The sequence below is a fragment of the Sporichthyaceae bacterium genome (assembly GCA_036493475.1).
Classification (GTDB): domain Bacteria; phylum Actinomycetota; class Actinomycetes; order Sporichthyales; family Sporichthyaceae; genus DASQPJ01.
On record DASXPS010000215.1, the window covers coordinates 1 to 17,071 of the forward strand.

Sequence of the window (17,071 nt, forward strand, 5' to 3'; positions counted from 1 at the left end):
GTGCACGTAGCCGGCGTCCTCCAACGTGGCGAGCTGCTTGGACAGCGCCGAGTCGGACAGGCTCAGTCTTTCCTTCAGGTAGGCGAATTCGGCCCAGTCGACGGCGGCCAGGGTGGCCACCAGGGACAGCCGGGTGCTGGGATGGATTAACTCGTCGAAGCGGGCCCGGGTCATGCCCGCGCCCAGCGCCGGAGCACGCGCAGCACCTCCGGGCCGCCGAAACCGACGATCATCGCGGTGAACAGCGCGGCCCAGATGCCGGCGTGGCCGGCGCCGTCGGCGTCCAGGGCGAACCCCGCGGCGATGGTGATCGCCACCAGTCCGAGCAGCATGGCGATCACGATCAGCGGGGTGCGCCGCCCGGCGACGTCGGCGCTGACCTGCAGCCCCTGCGTGCGCCGACGGCCGGCCAACAGCCTCGACGCGACCGTGGAGTGGCCCACGCCGAAGGCGATGGTGGCGATCGACGCCGCCCACCAGGGCCCGAGGTCGCCGATCACACCCAGCACCACCCAGGCCCCCGCCATCACCCACCAGTACAACCGTGGCAGGCCCACCTCATCGGCCACCCGGCGACGGGCATCCGCCGTCACGCCGAGAGCCGAACGAGCCTCCTCCGGGGAGATGTTCTGCACCGCACGCCTCACTTTCCCGTTAGGAAAGTAGCGTCGACTTTCCGGGTAGGAAAGTCAAGCAGTTTCACGGAACGAAGCGGTAGCCCATGCCCAGTTCGGTGATCAGGTGACGCGGCCGGGACGGGTCCGGCTCCAACTTGTGCCGCAGTTGGTTCATGTACTGGCGCAGATACTGAGTCTGCGTCACATACGTCGGGCCCCAGATCTGTTCCAACAGGTAGCGCTGCGGCACCAGCTTGCCGGGGTTGCGCAGCAGGATCTCGGCGAGCTGCCACTCGGTCTTGGTCAGGTGCACATCCGCGCCGTCGGCAGAACGCACGGTGTGCGCGACGAGGTCCACCAGGTAGGTGCCGATTGTCGCGGCGGCCGTGGCTTCCTCGGCGACCACGCGGCGGGTGACGGCACGCACCCGGGCGAGGAGTTCTTCCAGTTCGAACGGCTTGGTGACGTAGTCATCCGCGCCGGCGTCCAGCGCCTCGATCTTGTCCCGGCTGCCCGCGCGCCCGGACAGCACCACGATCGGCACCGCGGTCCAGCCGCGCAGGCCATGGATGACCTCCACCCCGTCGATGTCCGGCAGGCCCAGATCGAGCAGCACCAGGTCCGGCTGCCACTGCGCAGCCTTCTGCAGCGCGGCAGCACCGCTGGCCACGCTGGCCACCTCGTAGTCGCGAGCACGGAAGTTCACCTGCAGCGCGCGCAGGATGTTCGGGTCGTCGTCGACCACCAGCACCCGGGCGCCGTTACCCGCATGCCGCGCGCTCATCGGTCCATCATCCCCACCGGGCGTCCGAAAAGGGGTGAGCTATGGCTCACGGTGGTCCGGACGCCAGGGTGGTCCGGCACGCACGGCATGGCCAACACCATGGTGAGCCCGCCGCCCGGGGTGTCCTCCGGGGTCACGCTGCCGCCCATGGCCTCGGCCAGGCCCCGGGCCACGGCCAACCCCAGCCCCACGCCGTTGTGGTTGTCGCGGTCGCCGAGGCGTTGGAAGGCCTGGAACACCCGCTCCCGGTCGGCGGCCGGGATGCCCGGACCGTAATCGACGACCCGGATCTCCACGGTGTCGCCCAGAGAACTGGCCGAGACCAGCACCGGTCGACCCGCCGGGTTGAACCGCATCGCATTGGCCACCAGGTTCACCAGGATCCGTTCCAGCAGGCCGGGGTCGGCGAGGATCTCCGGCAGGTCCGGCGGCACGCAGATGCGCACCCCGGCCGAGGCCGGGCCGAGTTCGTCCAGGGCGTGCGGCACCACGTCCTCGACGGCCAGCGGCACGGGCACCAGGCCCAGCGCGTCGGATTGCAGCCGGCTCATGTCGAGCAGGTTCGCGACCAGCCCGTCGAGGCGGTCCAACGACTCGTGAGCGGTGGCCAACAACTCGCCGCGTTCTTCCGGTTGCCACACAATGCTGTCGTCGCGCAGGCTCTGCACCGCCGCCCGGGCCGACGCCAACGGGGTGCGCAGGTCGTGGCTGACCGCGGAGAGCAACGCGCGGCGCACCTGGTCGGCGCGCAGCAACGGCTCGGTGGCCTCGGCCGCCTCGGTCAGCCGCTGCTGCCGCAGGGCCAGGACCGTCTGCGCGCCGAAGGCCTCCAACACCCGCCTGCTGCCGGCCGGCAGCGCCGGGCCGCGCAGCACCAGCACCAGGTTGTCCGCGACGGCGACCTCGGTGTCTGCCTGCGCCGGGGTCGGGCATTCCTCACCCGCGCACGCGACCACGCTCCAGGATGACGGTGCGTCAGGTTGTCGTTCCAGCAGCGCCACCGAACTCAGCGCGTAGATCTCCCGCAACCGGGTCAGCAAGTCGGTCACCGCCCGCTCCCCGCGCAGCACCGCGTCGGCGAGGGAGGCCAGGATCTCCGCGTCCGCACCCGCCCGGGTGGCGTCGCGGGCCCTCCGCGCGGCCAGGTCCACCACCGCGGACACCGCGATCGCCACGCACACGTAAGCGGTGATGCCGAGCAGGTTGTCGTGGTGGGAGATCGTCCATTTGTGGATGGGTGGGGTGAACCAGTAGTTCAACAACGCCGAACCGACCAGCGCCGTGGTCAGGGCCGGCCACAGCCCGCCGATCAACGCGACCGCGACGACCAGCATCAGGAACAGCATGATGTCGCTGGACAGCGCGATGTGGGTGCGCACGTGGCTCAGCGCCACGGTGAGCGCGGGCAGGCCGATCAGCGCGGTGGTGAATCCGCTCACCTGCCGCCGCCGACTCAGCGCGGGCGGGGTGCGTCGCGGGGTACGGGGCGGGGGTGCCGCGTCATGGGTGACCAGGTGCACGTCGATGGTCCCGGACCGCGCAGTGACGGTGGCGCCGACGCCCGCGGACAGCGCGCGGGCGAACCGGCCGCGTCGGCTGGTGCCCAGTACCAATTGAGTGGCGTTGACGCCGGTGGCGAACTCCAGCAACGCGCGCGGCACGTCGTCGCCGATCACGTCGTGGTAGCTGCCGCCCAGGCCCTCGACCAACTGCCTTTGGGTGGACAGCATTGCGCGGTCCGCGCCGGCCAGGCCATCGGTTCGGCCGACGTGCACGGCGAGCAGGTCCGCCCCGCGGGCGCGTTCGGCGATACGGGCCGCCCGGCGGATCAGCGTCTCGCCCTCCGGCCCGCCGGTCAGCGCAACCACGACGCGCTCGCGGGTTTCCCAGGTACCGGAGATGTTGTGCTCGGCGCGGTAGCGGTCGAGTTGGTCGTCGACCTTGTCGGCCAGCCAGAGCAGCGCCAGTTCCCGCAGCGCGGTCAGGTTGCCGACGCGGAAGTACCGGCCGAGCGCGGCGTCGATGCGGTCGGGCGGGTAGATGTTGCCGTGCGCCATCCGGCGGCGCAGCGCCTCGGCCGTCATGTCGACGATCTCTACCTGGTCGGCGCGACGGACCACCTCGTCCGGGACGGTCTCCCGCTGTTTGACCCCGGTGATGTCCTCGACCACGTCGTTGAGCGATTCCAGGTGCTGGATGTTGACGGTAGTGATGACGTCGATACCGGCGTCGAGGATCGCGTCCACGTCCTGCCAGCGCTTGGTGTGCACCGAGCCGGGCACGTTGGTGTGCGCGAGTTCGTCGATCAGCGCGACCTCGGGGTGACGGGCAATCAGCGCGTCGGTGTCGAGTTCGGCGAAGGCCACCCCGCGGTAGCTGAGCTCGCGGCGCGGCAGGACTTCGAGGTCGGCGACCATCTCCGCGGTCTTCGGCCGGGCATGGGTCTCCACCAACCCGACCACGACGTCGGCACCGCGCTCCGCGCGACGCCGCCCCTCGCCCAACATGGCATAGGTCTTGCCGACCCCGGGAGCAGCCCCGAGGTAGATACGCAGGCGGCCTCGACTCACGTCCGGGCGACCGGATGCTGCCGGTCCAGGTCCGTGTTGAGCTCCAGCACGTTGACCGCGGGTTCACCCATGAAGCCAAGTGTGCGCTCGGTGGTGTGCACGGCAATGAGGCGGAGCACCTCATCGCGGGTCATGCCGCGTTGGGTGGCGATCCGGTCGGCCTGCAGCCGCGCGTAGGCCGGGGAGATCTGCGGGTCCAGGCCGCTGCCGCTCGCGGTGACCGCATCCGGCGGGATCACCGGGTCGGCCGGGCCATTACCGCGGATCGCCACCAGCACCGCGGGCGCGACGTCAGTGCCGGGCTGCTCGCACTGCACGGTCACGCCGCGGTAGTCGTGCAGGAACGGCGTGGCCGGGCAGGCCTCGTTGACGCTGATCACCTTGTCCACTCCTGCCACCCGGCCGGCAGAGTCGCGCGGGCCGAACACGGCGAGCACCGCGCCGACGCCGCCCGGCGTGCAGTACGGCCGGGCCGCAGCCGATTTCGGCAGCCCCTCGAAGGTGGCCACCGCGACGGCGCGGCCGCAGATCGTGGTGAGCAGCGAGGTGCGTCCGTCGATGTCGGCGATGTCCTCCGGGCCGAGGTTGCCGGCGCCGCTGCTGGTCGGGTCGTAGCCCTTGCCGGCGTTGGACGGCCGCGGCTGGAAGTACTGCGGCAGCGGGTTGCCGTCTTTGTCGGTGAAGTTCTGGCCGAGCAGCGCGCTGCCCACGGTCTTCCCGTCGAAGACGACCAGCGAGCCCTCGGCGCGGTGGTGCAGGCCGGGCGCTTGGGCGATGCTGACCATCACGACCGGGTAGATCAGGCCGAGTAGCGCGGTCAGCACTGCGAAGGTGCGGACGGCGGCCAGGTGGGTGCGTGCCCACGGCGGTACCTGGAACTGATTACGCATCAGGCCCTCTCTCAGAAGCTCTGGCCCGGCAGGTACTGGACGGCGAGGTCGATGAGCTTGATGCCGAGGAACGGCACCACCACCCCACCGAGGCCATAGACGGACAGGTTGCGCCGCAGCAGCGCGGACGCCGAGCCGGGGCGGTAGCGCACCCCGCGCAACGCCAGCGGGATCAGCGCGACGATGACCACCGCGTTGAAGATGACCGCGGACAGGATCGCGGATTGCGGGCTGTGCAGATGCATCACGTTGAGGCGGTCCAGCCGCGGGTAGGCGACCACGAACATCGCCGGGATGATCGCAAAGAACTTCGCGATGTCATTGGCGATGGAGAACGTTGTCAACGCGCCGCGGGTGATCAGCAACTGCTTGCCGATCGCCACGATCTCGATGAGTTTGGTGGGGTCGGAGTCCAGGTCGACCATGTTCCCGGCCTCCTTGGCCGCGGCCGTCCCGGAGTTCATCGCCACACCCACGTCGGCCTGAGCCAGTGCGGGGGCGTCGTTGGTGCCGTCGCCGGTCATCGCGACGAGCTTGCCGCCGGCCTGCTCGCGCTTGATCAGCGCCATCTTGTCCTCGGGCGTGGCCTCGGCGAGGAAGTCGTCGACCCCCGCCTCGGCGGCGATGGCCCGCGCGGTCAGCGGGTTGTCGCCGGTGATCATCACCGTGCGGATGCCCATCTGCCGCAGCTGGTCGAAGCGCTCGCGCATGCCGGTCTTGACCACGTCGGACAGCGCGATCACGCCGAGCACCCGGGCCGGGCGGCCGGGTACCCACTCGGCCACCACCAGCGGGGTCCCCCCGGAGGCGCCGATGCCGTCCACCACCTCGTGAATCTCATCCGACGGTCCCTCGCCGCCGTTCTCCCGCACCCAGGCGGCGATCGCGGTGGCCGCGCCCTTGCGCAGCTGCCGTGAAGAGCCGTTCGCGGACAGGTCCGCGCCGGACATGCGGGTCTGCGCGGTGAATGGCACGAAGGTGGCTAACGCGCTGTCGGGGTCCTCGGGCACCGCGAACTCGCGTTCGGCCAACGCAACGATCGAGCGACCCTCCGGGGTTTCGTCGGCGCGGCTGGCCAGCGTGGCCGCCCGGGTCAGCTCGTCGGTGGTGATGCCGATCGCCGGAGAGAAAGCGGTGGCCTGTCGGTTGCCGTAGGTGATGGTCCCCGTTTTGTCCAGCAGCAACGTGTTCACGTCACCGGCGGCCTCGACCGCCCGACCGCTCATGGCCAGCACGTTGCGTTGCACCAGGCGGTCCATGCCCGCGATGCCGATCGCGGACAGCAACGCTCCGATGGTGGTCGGGATCAGGCAGACCAGCAGCGAGACCAGCACGATGCCGGTGACGCCGTCGTTGGTCAGCGCCGCGGAGTCCGGCACGCCGGGCTGGGTGGTCTTGGCGAAGATGGCCATCGGCTGCAGCGTGGCCACCGCCAACAGGAAGATCACCGTCAACGAGGCGAGCAGGATGTTCAACGCGATCTCGTTCGGCGTCTTCTGCCGGTTGGCGCCCTCCACCAACGCGATCATCCGGTCCAGGAACGACTCGCCCGGCCGTTGGGTGATCCGCACGACGATGCGGTCGGAGAGCACTGTGGTGCCGCCGGTCACCGCGGACCGGTCACCACCGGACTCGCGGATCACCGGCGCGGACTCCCCGGTGATCGCGGATTCGTCGATGCTGGCGATGCCCTCGACGATGTCCCCGTCGCCGGGCACGATCTGATTCGCCCTCACCTCGACGTGGTCGCCCCGGGTCAGTTGCGCCGCCGGCACGGTTTCCTGTTCTACCAACGGGAAACCGAGGCCAGGCATCCAACCGATCAGCCGGGTCGCCATGGTGTCCCGCTTCGCGGCCCGCAACGTGGCCGCCTGGGCCTTGCCCCGGCCCTCCGCGACGGCCTCGGCCAGGTTGGCGAACACCACGGTCAGCCACAGCCACCCGGCGATCGACACCGCGAACACCGACGGGTCGCGGGCGGCCGGCACGGTGGTCCACACCGCGCCGACCTCGACGACGAACATGACCGGGTTGCGCCACAGCGTGCACGGGTTCAGCTTGGCCAGCGCGTCCGGCACGCTGCGCCACACCATCGCGAATGACAGCACGTCAGATTCCTTCCGCGAACGGGCCGAGCGCCAACGCCGGCAGGTAGGTCAGCGCGACCACGATCAGCACCACGCCGGTGACCATGCCAACGAACTGCGCCCGGTGCGTGGGCAACGTGCCCGCCGACGGCGGCACGCTGCCCTGGCTCGCCAACGACCCGGCCAGGCCGAGGACGAACACCATCGGCAGGAACCGGCCGATGAGCATGACCAAGCCCAGCGCGGTATTCCAGAACGTGGTGTTCACCCCGATACCGGCGAACGCCGAGCCGTTGTTGTTGCCCGCCGAGGTGAACGCATAGAGCACCTCGGAGAACCCGTGCGGGCCGTGGTTGAGCATGGTGGCGCGCGCGGAGGGCACCGACATCGCGACGCCGGTGCCGACCAGCACCACGATCGGGGTGATCAGCAGGTAGGTGGCGGCGAACTTCATCTCCCGCGCGCCGATCTTCTTGCCCAGGTACTCCGGGGTGCGCCCGACCATGAGGCCCGCGACGAACACCGTGATCACCGCAAGGATCAACATGCCGTACAGGCCAGAGCCGGTCCCGCCGGGCGCGACCTCGCCGAGCATCATGTCGAGCAGGGCAACCGCGCCGCCCAGTGCGGTGTAGGAGTCATGGAAGGAGTTCACCGCGCCGGTCGAGGTCAAGGTGGTGGACGAGGCGAACGTCGCCGAGTCCGGCACCCCGAACCGGGTGTCCGTTCCCTCGAACGCCCCGCCCGCGGCCATCGGGTTGGTCCCGTGATGGGCGATCTGGAAGGCGTTCATCGCGATCACACTGCCGATCCAGAGGATCGCCATCACCGCGACGATCGCGGTGCCCTGCCGCACGTCGCCGACCATCCGGCCGAAGGTGCGCGGCAGCGAGAAGGAAATCACCAGCAGCAGGAAGATCTCGATGAAGTTGGTCCACGCGGTGGGGTTCTCGAACGGGTGCGCGGAGTTGGCGTTGTAGAACCCGCCGCCGTTGGTGCCGAGTTCCTTGATGACCTCCTGGCTGGCCACCGGACCACCGGGAATCGCCTGGGTTCCGCCGGCCAGTGTGGTCACCGTGCGGTGGCCGGAGAAGTTCTGCACCGCGCCGCCGGCGATCAGCACGGTCGCGCCGATCACCGAGATCGGCAGCAGGATCCGGGTGCAGGTGCGGGTCAGGTCCACCCAGAAGTTGCCCAGGCCGGTGGTGCGGTTGCGCGCGAAGCCGCGCACCAACGCGATCGCCACCGCGATCCCCACCGCCGCGGAGACGAAGTTCTGCACCGCCAGGCCGGCCATCTGGGCCAGGTGACCCAGCGTCGATTCCCCGGAGTAGGCCTGCCAGTTCGTGTTCGTGACGAAGCTGGCTGCGGTGTTCCAGGCCAGCGCCGGCGCCACCCCGGCGAAGCCGAGATTGCCGGGCAGGTGACCCTGCAACCGCAGCAGCAGATACAGACCGACCACCGAGACCACGGAGAAAGCGAGCACACTGCGCGCGTAGGCCGACCAGGTCTGCTCGGCGTCGGCGTCCACCCCGATCATCCGGTACAGGGCGCGCTCGGCCCGCAGGTGCCGCTGCGAGGTGAAGACGCGGTACATGTAGTCGCCGAGCGGGATGTGCACGACGATCAGCGCGAGGGCGAGCGTGGCGATGAACACGATGCCTGCACCGGTGGGCCCCATCAGAACTTCTCCGGGAACAGCAACGCGGCCAGGCAGAACACCAGCAACCCGGCGGCGATAATCAGCCCGACGACGTTGTCGCCGCTCACAGCGAACCCAGCCCGCGCACCACGGCACCGAACAGCCCGAACACCACGACGGTCAGCAGTACATACAGCAGGTCAGAACCGGTCACGTAGCTCAGCACAGCGCGCGGGCAACGCGCCGTCAGCGGGTCTTGACGCGATTCCTACGCGGCGACCGCGAATACCTATGCGGCCCTGATGTCAGGGCGTGCCGCCGTCCACCCGCAGGATCGCGCCGGTGGCGAAGCTGGAGGCGGCCGAGGCGAAGTACAGCGCGGCGCCGATGATCTCGTCCGGCTCGCCGGCCCGGCCCATGGCCATCGCGCCGAACCACTCCTGTTCCTGGGTCGGGTCCCAGGCCTTGGCGATGTCAGTGCGGAACGGGCCGGCCATGATGCCGTTCACCCGCACGTGCGGCGCCCAGGCCCTGGCAAAGCCCTCGGTCAGCGCGTTGAGACCCGCCTTGGCCGCCGCGTAGGGCAAGTAGTCGGGCGAGGGCCGGATCGAGCCGACCGAGGAGATGTTGATGATCGAGCCGCCGCCATCGGCGGCCATCCGCTCACCGATCCGCGCGGTGAGCCGGAACGGGCCCTTGAGGTTCACCCCGATGACCTTGTCGAACAGGGCTTCGGAGACGCCGACGAGGCTGTCATAGAGCGGCGAGAGGCCCGCATTGTTCACCAGCACGTCCACCCGACCGAAGGCGTTGTACACCTGCTCGACGAGGATGTCGCACTGCGTCCAGTCGCTGACGTTGGTGGGCAGCGCCAGCGCACGGCACTGGTAACGCTCACGGACCTCCGCCGCGGTTGCCTCACAGTCCGCGGACTTGCGGGAGACCACCACGATGTCCGCACCCTGGGCGGCGAAGGCGTGCACCATTTCGTGGCCCAGGCCGCGGCTACCACCGGTGACCACCGCCACCTTGCCGGACAGATCGAACAGTGCGTCGGCGATACCGGTCATGGCACTCCCTGAGGCCCGCGGGTCAGTCGCCGCTGATGATGACCAGGTCCCCGTTCGTGGTCTCCTGGCGCAGCTTGATCAACGGCGCGTACTCCGGTGAGTTGTACCAGCCCAACGCGGTGTCCATGTCGTCGAACTCGACGATGACGGTGCGCTCACGGAAATCCTTGCCGTACAGCACTTCCGCGTCCCCCACCCCGGCCAGCATGCGCCCACCGTGCTTGATGATGAGCGCCATCGTGGCCGGGATGTACTCCTCGGTGAAGCGCTGCGGATCGGTCAACTCCAGGGTCACGACCGCGAACGCCCCACCCGCTGGTGAAGAGGGCTCACTCGCTGACACCCGCGGGGCCGGCGCGTCCATGCCGGCCACGGCGATGGCCGAGGTGGTGGAGGTCTCCTCGCGGACCTTCGCCACCGCCGTGTACTCCGGGTCCTGCGACCAGCGCAACGCGGTGTCCAGGTCGGGCAGTTCCAGGATCAGCCCCCGGCTGCGTAGCATGCCGCCCTCGGGGTTCTCGGTGCGGTTGCCGGCGGCCAGCACCCGGCCGCCGTGCTTGGTCAGCGTGCTGTTGGCGACCGGGCCGTACTCCTTGCCCAGGCGCTCGGGGTCGTGGACGTCACTGGTGATCACTACGTATGCAGGCATACCCTCACGCTCCCCGGAACATGGCGGCGAAATCCTCCAGCTCACCGGGAATGGAGTCGCCGATCGGTTGGTAGACGAGTTCGGTGACGCCCTGCGCCGCGAGGCCGGCGACCTTCTCCTGCCAGCCCTGCCGGGACAACGCGAGCCCGGCACCGGCCAGCATGTCGCCGTTGATGAACTTCTGGTCGCGTTCGTTGAGCCCGCACAGGTGCCCGTAGTGCAGCTCGAGGTGCAGACGCTCGGGTGCGACGTCGTCATACAGGGCGGCGTACTCCTTGGCGCCGGGCACCAGGTCGAGGTTGTTGTGCGCAACCGCGAAGTGGTACAGCACCGCGGCGCCGGGGCCGGCGGCGTTGAGCACGCGCGCGGAGTTCGGGTCCTCGCCGGGACGTAGCACCGTGCCGAACGCCAGCAAGATGTTCCAGTCGAAGCCGGGGACGGCCTGGTCCACCACAAACACCCCGTCGGCCTCCCGACGGGCCGTCGCCTCCCCCTTGGGGCCCATCGCGGCGACCACCCAGGGCAACTCGATGGGCCGATCCGGCAGGAAGCCCGGCCAGGCCATCATCTTGATCAGTTGGCCGTCCCAGAGCGTCTCCTCACCTCGCAGCAGGGCCTTCACGGTGCGGATGTATTCCGCGACCGAGGCCCAGGCCAGCGGTTTCTGACCCAGCGCCATCCGGCCGGTGTAGCCGGTGCCGATGCCGACCGCGACGCGTTCCCGACCGGCGACGCCGACCAGCGTGGCGATCGCGGAGGCGGTGGTCGAGGGATGCCGCAGGTTAGGGATCAGCACACCGGCACCGAGCCCGATCCGGTCGGTGCGATCGGCGGCGCGGGTGATCTGGGTCCACAGGTCGGCCAGGAGGGGCGGTGAGTCGTAGAGCCAGGCGCGCTCGTAGCCGAGTTCCTCGGCGATGCGCACGTGCTCCGGGGTGTCCAGCGAGGTGTCGAACGCACAGGACAGCTTCATGGACCACTACTACACCCGAGCCGGATCGCGTCGTTAACCCGCAGGCGCTAGATTCCGCGCGTGCGCGTGGATCTGATCACCGACGACGGCATCTCGGTGCATGGCGTCGGGGAGCTCCCGGACCTGCTGGCCGCGGAGAAGGGCATCGTCTGGGTCGACATCCCGGCCTGCGACCCGACCAGCGACCGGGTGCTGCGCGACGTGTTCGGCTTCCATCCCATCGCGGTTACCGACTGCACCCAGCGCAATCGGGTGCCCCGGGTGCACGTCTACCCCGACCACCGGTTCTACGTGCTGCACAGCCCGGAGGCCGGCGCCTCGGGGCACGTGCACTTCGTGGAACTCGACCAGTTCGTGGGAACGCGCTACCTGGTCACCGTGCACGGCCCGGCCAACCCGAACGTGCAGTCCGAGCGGATCGTGCAGGAGACCGACGCGGTGCGGGCCAAGATCGAGGCCGGCCGGTACCTGCCGACGACGCCGTTCGAGCTCTCCCACGCGATCGTGTCCGCCATCGCCCGGCACATGGAGCGCTTCCTGGAGCAGGCCACCGAGGAGGTGTGGCGCCTGGAACAGACGGTGAACGCGGGCGACGACGGCGACCCCGAGGAGTTCCTCGAGGACATGTTCCGGGCCCGGCACGGCCTGCTCGCGGTACGCACCATGGCCTCGGCCAGCCGCGAGGTGTACGGCCGGGTATCCGGCCTGGTGGGCACCAAGGTCAGCGCGGACCACAAGCCCTACCTCGACGACCTCATCGACCAGTTCGGCCGGGTGACCAGCCTCGCCGAGGGACAGCGGGACTACCTGGCCGGGGTCATCGAGCACTTCCGGGCCCGCACCGAGACCAAGATGACCATCGCCGCGGAACGGCTCGCGGTGATCGCGGTAATCACGCTGCCCATCACCGCCCTGGCCTCGGTGTACGGCATGAACGTCATCGTGAACGGCAAGACCGAGTGGTTCCAGCTGGTGGGCGTGCTGGTGGTCATGTTGGTCATGTCGGCGTGGCTGTTGCGCTGGGCCAAACGTCAGGGCTGGTGGTAGTGGCCGGCATGCTCGGGATGTGACGTTGTTGCGGGAGGCGTTGGAGTGAAGGGCCTGCTCATCGATTGGGGTGGGGTGCTCACCAGCGACGTGTTCGCGTCGTTCGACGTCTGGTGCGAGCGCCAGGGTCGGCCGGTGGGCAGCGTCGCGGCGGTGTTCCGGGAGGAGCCCGGCCGCGGGTTGCTGTTCGACCTGGAGTGCGGGCGGATGAGCATCCCCGAGTTCGAGACCAAGCTGTCCGTGGTGCTCGACGCGCCGCCGGCGGGCCTGGCCAACGAGTTGTTCTCCGGTTCGGTGCACGAGCAGCGCATGGCACACGCGGTGGCGGACCTACACGCGGCCGGGGTGCGCACCGGGCTGCTGTCCAACTCGTGGGACATGGAGTACTACGACCGCACCCGGTGGGCGGAGATGTTCGACGTCGTGGTGCTCTCCGCCGAGCACGGCGTGCGCAAGCCGGACCGGGCCATCTACGAGAAGGCGATCGAGGCGATGGGCCTGCCCGCCGAGGAGATGGTGTTCGTCGACGACATCGGCGGCAACCTCAAACCGGCCCGTGAACTGGGGCTGCACACCTACCGACACGTCTCGGTGGCGGAGACGGTGGCGTTCCTCGCGGAGCAGTTCGGGGTTTCCCTGTAGCCCTGAGCGTGCGGTAGCGAGGGTCAACATGGGCACATTCCATTCGGACCAACGCTGATGACCCCGTCCGGCCGGGTGTTATTCACTCGGTCGGGAACAGCAATCGAGGGGGACTCCCATGCGCAAGTCACGTCGGTCGGCCGTGCTGGCCATCGCTGCGGTTGGTGCATTGCTGCCGGCCGGGACCGCGGGTGCGGTGAGTACCGGGGACGCGCCGGCGCATCACGCCCGGCACGCGGTCGCGCCGTGGGGACACATCAAGATCTGCAAGCACGGGCTGGAGACCTTCGACGTGTACGCCGACGGCCAGGGTCGGACGTGGCAGGACACGCTGGACACCGGGCCCACCTCGTGCACCGTGTGGGGCGCCATGCGGCCGGGCATGTACGACATCGCGTTCACCCAGAACGTGGCCTCACAGCAGCACGTGGTGTTCCTGGCGACCTATCGGGACAACAGGGGCCGCATGTGCCGCAAGGCCTTCGAGGGGCAGGGCGTGATGAACTCGCTGCTGTTGCCCGGCAAGTTGATCCGGATCGATCTGCGCCTGCGGCGCGAGCACCACACCATCGACTGACGCTGGGTCACAGGCCGAGCTCCCGGATAAAGCCCGGCGGGATCAGCACGTCGTCGCGGGTCAGATCCGTGACCGACGCGCGGCCCAACGCGAGCAACGTCGAGTCCAGGCCGGCCCGAAGAATGTCCAGCACGTTCTCCACGCCGGTCTGGCCGTTCGCGGCCAGCCCCCACAGGTAGGCCCGGCCGATCATCACGGCCCGCGCGCCCAGCGCCACGGCCTTGGCGACGTCGCTGCCGCGGCGGATCCCGCCGTCCAGCAGCACCTCGAGTTGGTCGCCGACCGCGTCGGCGATCACCGGCAGCGACCGGATCGCGGCCGGGGTGCCGTCCAGGTTGTTGCCGCCGTGGTTGGACACCGAGATCGCGGACAGCCCCGCGTCCACCGCGCGGCGGGCGTCGTCGACCCGGATGATGCCCTTGAGCATGCACGGGCCGTCCCACTGCGAACGCAGCCAGGCAATGTCCTCCCAGGACGGCGGCGGCGTGCCCATCCACTCCCCGTAGGCGGCGAAGAAGCCGGGCGCGGCGTCGTCCTTGCCGCCCATGTTGGGCACCGCGAGGTCGGGCAGTTTGCCGCTGCGCGCGAAGTCCAACAGCCACTGCGGACGGACCAGCACCTCGGGGGCGAACCGCAACGCGGTCCTGAAATCGATGGACTGCGGGATCGACGGGCTGCCCCAGTCCCGGGAATGGGAGAACGACCAGTCCAGCGTGATGATCAGCCCGGTGGCACCGGCCGCCCGGGCCCGTTCCAGCCGACCCACGATGGCCTCCCGGCTGCCGCACCAGTAGACCTGGAAGAAGGTGGGGGCGCCCTGGCTGACGACCTCCTCGATCGGTTTGGACGCGAATGAGCTCAGGCCCATCGCGGTGCCACGGGCCGCCGCGGCGCGGGCCACGCCGAGTTCGGCGTCCGGGTGCACCGCCTGCACGCCGGTCGGGGAGAGCAGCACCGGCAGGGCGATCTGCTGGCCCATCACCTGCGTCGAGAGGTCGCGGCCCTGCGCGGCGCCGGCCACGTGCGGGGCGAAACCGAGCTCGCCGAAGGCCTTGAGGTTGTCCCGGTAGGTGATGCCTTGCTCGGAACCGGCCAGCAGCGCCTTGTACACCGAGCGGGGCAACCGGCGCTTGGCGCGGCGCTGGGCCTCGGCAACGGTCTCGAACCAGGCGCTGCTCATCGGGTCCTCCTGAGGGGGCGGGTCGGGCTTTCGGTCGGGGGGCGCACCCGGACGCGGCGGATGCGCGGCAGTAGCGGGGCGATCGTGCGGGCGCGGGCGCAGCCGGCGAGCACGCCGGCGCCGTAGGCGACGTCCTCGGCCAGATGCGTTGCGGTCCAGCGGAACGGGTCGGTGGCGTGCGCGCGGCGGGACCACCACGCGGCCACGGGTTCGGCGAGCAGCAGCGCGGCGGTGCCGGTCCGGGTGCGGCGATGCAGCAGAGCGGCCAGCGCCAGCGGGGCGGCGGTCTGCAGCGCGTAGCTGCCGGTGGTGCGGGCGGTCCAGGCCAGCCGTTGGGTCAGCGCGGGAGCGGCACCCGCGGCGGGCAGACCGGTCTTTGTGCGGCGGTGCAGTTCGTCGGCCGCGGCGCCGGCCAGCAGGGCGACGGCGAGGCGCGGGCGGCCGGTGACCGCGGCGAGCAGCGCCGCGCCGGTCCACGGCTCGAGCACCAGCGGCACGAACGCGTCGGGGTGACGCTGCGTCAGGGGTGCGGCGGAGGTGCCGTAGCGGAACCTTCGGCCGAGCCGTTGGCGCAGCTGCGACGGTTCGACGTGGCACACCCGCACGCTCGGGTCGTAGCGGATGACGTGGCCCGCGGCGTGCAGCCGCCAGATCAGGTCGACGTCCTCGCCGTAGCGCAGCGTCTCGTCGAAGCCGTCGGTGAGTGCGTCGCGGCGGACCACCAGCGTGGTGGTCGGCACGTAGGCGATGCGGGTGCCCGGCGCGACCCGTGCCGGGTACGGGCCGAGGTCCAGCGCGGACCGCGGTCCCGGCCGGTCGGGCACCACCCGCGGCGCCACCGCGGCCACCGTCGGATCGTCCAGGTGCGCAGCCAGCCGGGTCAGGGCACCGACGTCCGGCGCGCAGTCGCTGTCCACAAACGCGACCAGCGGTGCGTCGGTGGCGGCCAGGCCGGTATTGCGGGCCGCGGCCGGCCCGCCGTTGCTTTCCCGGCGGGTCACGCGGGCGCCGTGCCGGGCGGCAACGGCTGCGATGCCGGCCGAATCTGACGAGGCGTCATCGACGACGAGCACCGGGTGGGCGGCGCCCAGCGCGGCCAGACAACGGTCCAGCAGTTCCGCGCGGTTGTGCGCGGGCACCACGACGATCAGCTCTGCCGTCGCGGCGCCAACCGGTTTGGGGTGCGCCAACCCGGCATCGGTCAATCGGCGGGCCAGTGTCGCGCCCGCGGCGGTGCGGATCGGCCCGTCGCGCACCTCGGTCAGCGCGGTCACTCCGGTGGGGCTCAGCCGCAGCAGCCGTGTCGGCGACCCGCCCACCAGCAGATCGCGGCGCGGCCGGCGCACCGTCCGGTCCAACTCCACCCGCCACCCCCGCGGCAGTGTCGCGCTCACCGCGGGCGTCCCATCCGCAGCTCATTCATGATCTGGCGGGGCTCTGTCATACGTGAGGCGTCACGGAACCTGGACAATCCGGGCGCGGAGATGACGCCCCGCGTGTGACAGTCGTCGCTGCGCTCATGAATGAGCGGAGCGAAGCGACGCCCGGTCACAGTGCCAGCCCGCCGTCGACGGGGACGATGGCGCCGGTGATGGCGGAGGAGTCGGGGCCGGCCAGGAAGGTGAGGACGGCCGCGACCTCGGCGGGGTCGAGCAGGCGGCCGTGGGGTTGTTGCGCGGCGAAGGCTTCGGAGAAGGGGAGGCCATAGAGGCGGGCGGACTCGGTGAGCATGGCCGTGTTGGTGGAACCGGGGGACACGGCGTTCGCGGTGACGCCGGTGCCGGCCAACTCCACGGCCAGCGACCGAACCAGCCCGGCCACCCCGGCCTTCGCCGCGCAGTAGGCAGCCAGCTGCGGCAGCCCCTTGGTGGCGGCCGCGGAGGCGACGGCGAGGAAGCGCCCCCCGCGCGGTTCCGGACGGCGCAGCAGCGCGGGAATCGCGGCGCGGGCCAGGTTCAGTACGCCGCCGAGGTCGACGTCGAGCACCACCTGCTCAAGACCGGGGTCGAGTTCCCACTGCGGCATCCCGCCGGCGATCACCCCGGCACAGGCGATCGCCGCATCCAACCCGCCCCAGCGTTGCTCGGCCTGGGCCACCGCGGCGACCAGCGCGGCCGCATCGCGCACGTCGGCGATCACCGCCTTGGCCGACTCACCTGCGGCGGCGACCACGGCAGCCAGGTCCTCCCGGCCGGCCAGGCGATAACCCAGCCGCGGGTCGTCCGCACACGCGTCGACGGCGAGCACGTTCCACCCGGCGCGGCACAGAGCGCTGACCGTGGCCGCACCGACGCCGCGGCCCGCCCCGGTCACCAACGCCACCGGCCGGGTCACGGCCACCAC

General features: G+C 70.5%; 16 protein-coding genes. 3 read left to right on the top strand and 13 right to left on the bottom strand.

From position 1 onward, the window contains the following. Positions 1-170: 170 nt before the first annotated feature. The 10 genes from VGJ14_20540 to VGJ14_20585 form a co-directional block, all read right to left on the bottom strand. Entirely contained in the window at positions 171-647 is a 477-nt protein-coding gene (locus VGJ14_20540) for a hypothetical protein (GenBank protein HEY2834816.1), read from the bottom strand. A gap of 52 nt (positions 648-699) precedes the next feature. After that, entirely contained in the window at positions 700-1,401 is a 702-nt protein-coding gene (locus VGJ14_20545) for a response regulator (protein ID HEY2834817.1), read from the bottom strand. After that, entirely contained in the window at positions 1,398-3,971 is a 2,574-nt protein-coding gene (locus VGJ14_20550) for an ATP-binding protein (GenBank protein ID HEY2834818.1), read from the bottom strand. Before VGJ14_20550 ends, VGJ14_20545 begins: the two co-directional genes overlap by 4 nt. After that, entirely contained in the window at positions 3,968-4,861 is an 894-nt protein-coding gene (locus VGJ14_20555) for a potassium-transporting ATPase subunit C (GenBank protein ID HEY2834819.1), read from the bottom strand. Before VGJ14_20555 ends, VGJ14_20550 begins: the two co-directional genes overlap by 4 nt. Positions 4,862-4,872: 11 nt before the next feature. Next, positions 4,873-6,969 (bottom strand): potassium-transporting ATPase subunit KdpB, encoded by a 2,097-nt coding sequence (gene kdpB, locus VGJ14_20560; GenBank protein ID HEY2834820.1) that lies wholly within the window; start codon positions 6,967-6,969, stop codon positions 4,873-4,875. A gap of 1 nt (position 6,970) precedes the next feature. Continuing rightward, positions 6,971-8,629: a potassium-transporting ATPase subunit KdpA gene (kdpA, locus tag VGJ14_20565; protein ID HEY2834821.1), complete on the bottom strand. Its 1,659-nt coding sequence runs from the start codon at positions 8,627-8,629 to the stop codon at positions 6,971-6,973. Continuing rightward, positions 8,629-8,718, bottom strand: a complete 90-nt coding sequence (gene kdpF, locus VGJ14_20570) for a K(+)-transporting ATPase subunit F (GenBank protein HEY2834822.1) — start codon at positions 8,716-8,718, stop codon at positions 8,629-8,631. Before kdpF ends, kdpA begins: the two co-directional genes overlap by 1 nt. A gap of 177 nt (positions 8,719-8,895) precedes the next feature. Continuing rightward, positions 8,896-9,660 carry a glucose 1-dehydrogenase gene (locus VGJ14_20575; protein ID HEY2834823.1) on the bottom strand — a complete coding sequence of 255 codons (765 nt, stop codon included), beginning with the start codon at positions 9,658-9,660 and terminating at the stop codon, positions 8,896-8,898. Positions 9,661-9,682: 22 nt separating this feature from the next. Next, positions 9,683-10,309: a DUF1330 domain-containing protein gene (locus VGJ14_20580; protein HEY2834824.1), complete on the bottom strand. Its 627-nt coding sequence runs from the start codon at positions 10,307-10,309 to the stop codon at positions 9,683-9,685. Positions 10,310-10,313: 4 nt separating this feature from the next. Next, entirely contained in the window at positions 10,314-11,282 is a 969-nt protein-coding gene (locus VGJ14_20585) for an LLM class flavin-dependent oxidoreductase (GenBank protein ID HEY2834825.1), read from the bottom strand. Positions 11,283-11,342: 60 nt separating this feature from the next. On the opposite strand from VGJ14_20585, the gene VGJ14_20590 reads away from it, so the two are divergent. The 3 genes from VGJ14_20590 (at position 11,343) to VGJ14_20600 (ending at position 13,548) form a co-directional block, all read left to right on the top strand. Beyond that, a complete protein-coding gene (locus VGJ14_20590; GenBank protein HEY2834826.1) occupies positions 11,343-12,329 on the top strand; it encodes a magnesium transporter CorA family protein in 987 nt (328 codons plus the stop codon). A 45-nt stretch (positions 12,330-12,374) separates the two neighbouring features. After that, complete coding sequence (locus VGJ14_20595) at positions 12,375-12,971, top strand: HAD family phosphatase (GenBank protein HEY2834827.1); 597 nt, start codon at positions 12,375-12,377, stop codon at positions 12,969-12,971. 118 nt (positions 12,972-13,089) lie between these two features. Beyond that, positions 13,090-13,548, top strand: a complete 459-nt coding sequence (locus tag VGJ14_20600) for a hypothetical protein (GenBank protein HEY2834828.1) — start codon at positions 13,090-13,092, stop codon at positions 13,546-13,548. Positions 13,549-13,555: 7 nt separating this feature from the next. Here VGJ14_20600 and mftD read toward each other — a convergent pair whose 3' ends face one another. From mftD to VGJ14_20615, 3 genes are all read right to left on the bottom strand, one after another. Then, positions 13,556-14,728 (bottom strand): pre-mycofactocin synthase MftD, encoded by a 1,173-nt coding sequence (mftD, locus tag VGJ14_20605; protein HEY2834829.1) that lies wholly within the window; start codon positions 14,726-14,728, stop codon positions 13,556-13,558. Beyond that, the gene (gene mftF, locus VGJ14_20610) at positions 14,725-16,122 is read right to left on the bottom strand and encodes a mycofactocin biosynthesis glycosyltransferase MftF (protein ID HEY2834830.1); all 1,398 of its coding nucleotides are present in this window, start codon (positions 16,120-16,122) and stop codon (positions 14,725-14,727) included. Before mftF ends, mftD begins: the two co-directional genes overlap by 4 nt. A gap of 154 nt (positions 16,123-16,276) precedes the next feature. Then, a complete protein-coding gene (locus VGJ14_20615; protein ID HEY2834831.1) occupies positions 16,277-17,062 on the bottom strand; it encodes a mycofactocin-coupled SDR family oxidoreductase in 786 nt (261 codons plus the stop codon). Positions 17,063-17,071: the final 9 nt, after the last annotated feature.